Source organism: Sabulibacter ruber, from assembly GCF_017355955.1.
GTDB lineage: Bacteria > Bacteroidota > Bacteroidia > Cytophagales > Hymenobacteraceae > Nibribacter > Nibribacter ruber_A.
The window spans coordinates 1-343 of sequence record NZ_JAFFID010000049.1 but is presented as its reverse complement, the minus strand read 5'-3'; the positions used below and the strand labels follow the sequence as shown (position 1 = coordinate 343).

The 343-nt window shown below is 70.0% G+C and carries 1 protein-coding gene; it reads right to left on the bottom strand.

Annotated elements, in window-relative coordinates; translation table 11 throughout:
* Window positions 1–119 precede the first annotated feature (119 nt).
* The coding region (locus JT719_RS24400) for a LysR substrate-binding domain-containing protein (protein WP_242693461.1) at window positions 120–343 on the bottom strand (224 nt) is incomplete at its 5' end.

Sequence of the window (343 nt, the reverse complement as noted above, 5' to 3'; positions counted from 1 at the left end):
AGCGGCGGGCCGAGCACATAGCGTCCGCCATCGACTGCGAACGGTGCAAAATTAATGTGCCTCTCCGGATATGTCACGTTTCGTTTGTATGACGTACGACCCGGATCGGCGGGCGGGCGCTACGCGCCTGCGGCGGGATCATCCGGCCCGCCCTCCAGCAGCGCCAGCATCGCGCGCTCGGCCCGCGTTTCGTGCCTTTCCCTATGGCGCAGGACCAGGAAGCGCCGCTTCGGCAGGGACAGCGGGATCCGCACCAGCGTGCCGGCACGCAGGGCCGAGGCGACGACCAAACGGGAGATCACGGTGGCGCCCGCCCCGGCCTCCACGGCGGCGCGGACGGCCT